Below are 4,486 nucleotides of genomic sequence, written 5' to 3' on the forward strand. Positions count from 1 at the left end.
TGCAGGCCATGGGCGCATTGGGGGGCGGCGTGGCGGCAAGCCTTGCGAACGGACTGGACTATGACAGGGCGCTGGTCCTCGGGCTCGCCCTGCTCGTCCTGTTGCCGACGAAGCGTGAATTCTACCGCTCGACCCGCCTCACACGCAATGTACTCAGCATCCGCTGGATGCTCATGATGGCCAGCCTCGGTGTCGCGGTGCTGGCGATCCTGTTCTTTGCGCACAAGGCGACCCCCTATGCCAACGAACTCTGGTGGCAATTCGCGGCCGATCAAACCGCGCCGAGGGCGTTGCGCGCGGCGCTCGTCGGCTTCATCGCTTTCGGGCTGATGACCCTGGTCTTCGCCCTGAGGCCGGGCGCCTTTTCCCATGACCTCGCCACGCCGGAGGAGCTGGAGCGCGCCCGGACGATCATCGAAAATCAGCCCGACCCCGAAGGGAACATCGCACTGACGGGGGACAAGAGCCTCCTGTTTTCCGAAACCGGCAGATCATTCCTCATGTACCGCATTCAGGGCCGGACATGGGTGGCATTGCACGAACCTTTCGGCGATCCGGACGAGTTCATGCAGCTCGTCTGGGAATTTCACGATGCCGCCTATGCCGCAAACGCGCGCCCGGTTTTCTATTCCGTCTCGGCCAATTCCGTGCCGCTCTGGCTCGATATGGGTCTTTCGCTGGTCAAAATGGGGGAGGAAGCCGTTATCCGCCTCGATGCATTCAGCCTGGATGGAAGCCATCGCAAGAGGCTCCGAACCGTCCACAACCGCGCCCGGCGGGATGGATTGAGCTTCGACATGATCCCAGCGCCGATTTCGCCCGAGACGATGACAACCCTCAGATCCATCTCGGACGAATGGCTGCGGTCCAAACCGGGGGGAGAAAAGGGTTTCTCGGTCGGGTCCTTCGACGCCGAAAGGCTTGCCCGTTTTCCGGTCGCCACCGTCAGCTACGAAGGTCGGATCGTTGCCTTTGCAAGTCTGTGGCTGACCAACGCAAAGGAACAGGCCGCCATCGACCTCATGCGTCATGTGGAAGGGACGCCCGCGGGGCTGATGGACTTTCTCTTCACGGAGCTGCTGCTGCACTTCAAGGCGGAAGGTTACCGTGAATTCAGCCTTGGCAATGCACCGCTCTCAGGGCTCGAAGCACGGCGCGGGGCGAAGCTGAGTTCCCGCCTCGGCGCGTTCGTCTACCGGCACGGAAGACAGTTCTACAACTTCGAGGGCCTGCGCAATTTCAAGGACAAGTTCGATCCCGATTGGCGGCCTGTCTATATCGCCCTGCCGCCGCGCGCCAATGTCCTTGGTGTCGCGACGGATGTCGTAACGCTTATCGGGGGCGGCGTGCGCAGCACGCTGGGCAGGAAAAAGACCAAGGTCGATGCTTGATCGGATGGGTTCGGAGGACCCCTGACCCGTCGCCAAACGTCACATCATGCGGGCAAACTGGTTGAACAGGATCCAGATCGTGCCCCCCACCATCATCACGATGATGAGCGAGGTGAACAGGATCATCAGCAGGTCGTCCCGGTGCGACTTTCCAAGGTCGATGTGCAGAAAATATCGGAAATGCGCAACGATCTGTAGAACAGCCAGCACCGATACCACGCCCAGCGTCCAATAGCGCGGCAACACGGACAGCCAGACAATACCAAAGGCGGCAAGTGTCAGGGTCAGCGTTACCGCGGCACCGGTCAGGTAGTGGCGCAGCTCCCTGCCGTGGCCCGGCAGTTCGGAATCGGGAAAACGGTCGTCGTTCATCGGGCAACTCCGGAGAGGTAAACAAAGGTGAAGATGGCGACCCAGACAACATCCAGCATGTGCCAGAAAATCGACAGGCGCAGGATCCGCAGCTTGACGTCGGGCATCAGCCCGAAGCGACCGATCTGGATCAGTAGGACGAGCATCCACACTGTCGCGGCGATAACGTGCAGGCCGTGCATGCCGACCAGCAGAAAAAACACCGACAGGAACCCGCTGCGCTGGGGCGGCGCGTCATCATGAACAACCAGGCTATAGAAATCCCAGCCTTCCATCGCGACAAAGACAAGCCCCAACGCGCCGGTCGCCAGCATCCACAGAACCAGCCCGCGCCGATCATCCTGATACTTCAAGTGCAGCGCCGCCATCCCGAACGTCACGCTGGAGGCAAGCAACAGCAGCGTTTCGATGAAGGGGTTGCGCAACTCGAACAGCTCCGCAGGGCCGGGGCCGTCGGCCAAACCATGCACACTGGCGTCGGCATAGGTCGCCAGTATCACGGCGAACAGCACGAGGTCTGACATCAGGAATATCCAGAACCCGAAGACCATCGTCTCGGCCTGACGGTGCGTTTCGGCATGAGCCTGACCGAGGTTCAGCCCCCCGTGAAGGCGATTGCTATGGCTCATGGGGAAACCTCCGCAAGGCCCCGGTTCTGGCGCGTCGTCTCTGCGAACCTGTCAACGGGGCGGGCGCTTTCAACCTCTGCGAGCCATGCGCGCTCCTTGGCCGCCACTTCGCGCGCCGGGATCACGCGCGCGATGTCTTGCTGAAAGCTGCGCACGATCACGATAACCCAGATGCCGGTAAAGGACAGCGCGACCAGCCACCAGATCTGCCATGTGATGGCAAAACCGAACGCCGCAGCAGCGAGGCCGATCAAGGGGGCTGTCGCCGAATTGCGCGGCATCTCGATATCTTCATATCGTTTCGGTTCACGATAGGCGCGGCCATCCTGTTTGGCCTCCCAGAAATCATCGTGGCTTCTGACCTGCGGCAGCATCGCGAAATTGTATTCAGGCGGGGGGGAGGAGACCGACCATTCCAACCCGCGACCGTCCCATGGATCGCCCAAGGGTGCGGCAAGGCGGTCGCGGTTCCTCACACTCACCCAAAGCTGGATGAAAAGACAGGCAAGACCTGCAAGGATCAGCGCCGCACCGGCCAGCGCCGTCAGCAGATAGGGAACATACTGCGGTTCGAACCATTGCGAACTTCGGCGCATCGCCCCCATTAGCCCCAATGCATAGAGCGGCATGAAGGCGAGGTAAAAGCCCCCGAACCAGCACCAGAAGGCGGCCTTGCCCCAGCGTTCGTCGAGGCGGAAGCCGAAGGCCTTGGGAAACCAGAATTGCACCCCTGCTATCATTCCGAACAAAAGGCCCGGGATCAGCATGTTGTGAAAATGAGCGACAAGGAACAGCGAGTTATGTACTGCGAAATCGACCGGCGGATTGGCGAGGATCACCCCCGTGAGCCCCCCGATCACGAAGGTAACGAGGAATGCCACCGAAAACAGCATCCCCGTGGTCAGGCGGATCCGCCCGCGATACATCGTCAGCAACCAGTCATATACCTTGACCCCGGTCGGCACGCCAATGGCCATGGTGGCCACGCCGAAGACCGCATTCAGGTTGGCCCCCTGCCCCATCGTGAAGAAATGGTGCAGCCAGACGGTGAAGGACAGGACCGCGATCACCATGGTCGCATAAACCAGTGATCTGTACCCATAGAGCGTCTTGCCGGAAAAGGTCGCGATCACCTCCGAATAGATGCCGAATGCAGGCAGGATCAGGATGTAGACCTCCGGATGGCCAAAAAGCCAGAACAGGTTCGCATAGTTCATCATGTTGCCGCCCGACCCGGCGGTGAAGAAATGGAACCCCGCGTAGCGATCCAGCGCCAGCATCAGCGTGGCCACCGTCAGCGGAACCATGGCAAAGATCATCAGGATGGACGTGCACAGCGCCGTCCAGCAGAACAGCGGCAGACGGAACAGCTCCATCCCCGGGGCGCGGTTCTTGTAAAGCGTGGTCGCGAAGTTGATGCCGGTCAGCGTGGAGCCAAGCGAACTGAGCGTTACCGCCCAAATCCAGTAGTCCACCCCCACACCGGGGCTGAATTCGATCCCGGTATAGGGCGGATACCCTGTCCATCCGCCGGTGGAGAATTTGCCAACGACGAGCGAAATCATCACCAGCCCCGCCCCGGCGGCTGTCAGCATCAGGCTGATGGCGTTCATCCAGGGAAAGCTCATGTCCCGCGCCCCGATCTGCAGGGGCATCACGTAGTTGATAACACCTGTCAGGAAGGGCATCGCCATGAAGAAAATCATGATCGTGCCATGGGTGCTGAAAAGCTCCCCGAAATGCTCGGCAGTCACGATACCGGCGTCATTCACCGCGAGCGCCTGCTGAAGCCGGATCAGTGCCGCCTCCACCACCGCGCGGGCCAGCATGATGCCGGCGATCACGATATACATGATGCCGATCTTCTTGTGATCGAGGCTGGTCAGCCAGTCGCGCCATAGCGGCCCCCATCCGCGATAGACGGTGAGCAAAACGGCAACCGCCAGCGCCCCCAGCACCACCAACCCACCTGCCGCTGCCGCGATCAGCTCTGACAGGGCGGGATGGTTCCACGCGCGCAGGAAAGGCAGGGCCTGCCAATCAAGACGGCCCAGCAACCAATATGTCATCTCGTCATTCATGGGCCACCCCGTC

At 60.9% G+C, this 4,486-nt stretch carries 4 protein-coding genes; 1 reads left to right on the plus strand and 3 read right to left on the minus strand.

Translation table 11 applies throughout. The features are described 5' to 3' along the window. On the plus strand, positions 1 to 1,391 hold a 1,391-nt coding region (locus A3764_RS08585; protein WP_150122112.1), incomplete at its 5' end, for a phosphatidylglycerol lysyltransferase domain-containing protein. Positions 1,392 to 1,430: 39 nt separating this feature from the next. Here the strand turns inward: A3764_RS08585 and A3764_RS08590 are convergent. Genes A3764_RS08590 through A3764_RS08600 form a run of 3 tightly spaced genes read right to left on the minus strand, consistent with a single transcriptional unit; the run spans position 1,431 to position 4,473 of the window. After that, on the minus strand, positions 1,431 to 1,763 hold the full coding sequence (locus tag A3764_RS08590; RefSeq protein ID WP_067926946.1) for a cytochrome o ubiquinol oxidase subunit IV: 333 nt from the start codon (positions 1,761 to 1,763) through the stop codon (positions 1,431 to 1,433). Beyond that, positions 1,760 to 2,392, minus strand: a complete 633-nt coding sequence (locus A3764_RS08595) for a cytochrome c oxidase subunit 3 (RefSeq protein ID WP_067926943.1) — start codon at positions 2,390 to 2,392, stop codon at positions 1,760 to 1,762. Before A3764_RS08595 ends, A3764_RS08590 begins: the two co-directional genes overlap by 4 nt. Next, positions 2,389 to 4,473 (minus strand): cbb3-type cytochrome c oxidase subunit I, encoded by a 2,085-nt coding sequence (locus A3764_RS08600; RefSeq protein ID WP_150120876.1) that lies wholly within the window; start codon positions 4,471 to 4,473, stop codon positions 2,389 to 2,391. The genes A3764_RS08595 and A3764_RS08600 overlap by 4 nt, the downstream gene beginning before the upstream one ends. Positions 4,474 to 4,486: the final 13 nt, after the last annotated feature.

The sequence above is a fragment of the Sulfitobacter sp. HI0129 genome, from assembly GCF_001635395.1.
Classification (GTDB): domain Bacteria; phylum Pseudomonadota; class Alphaproteobacteria; order Rhodobacterales; family Rhodobacteraceae; genus Sulfitobacter.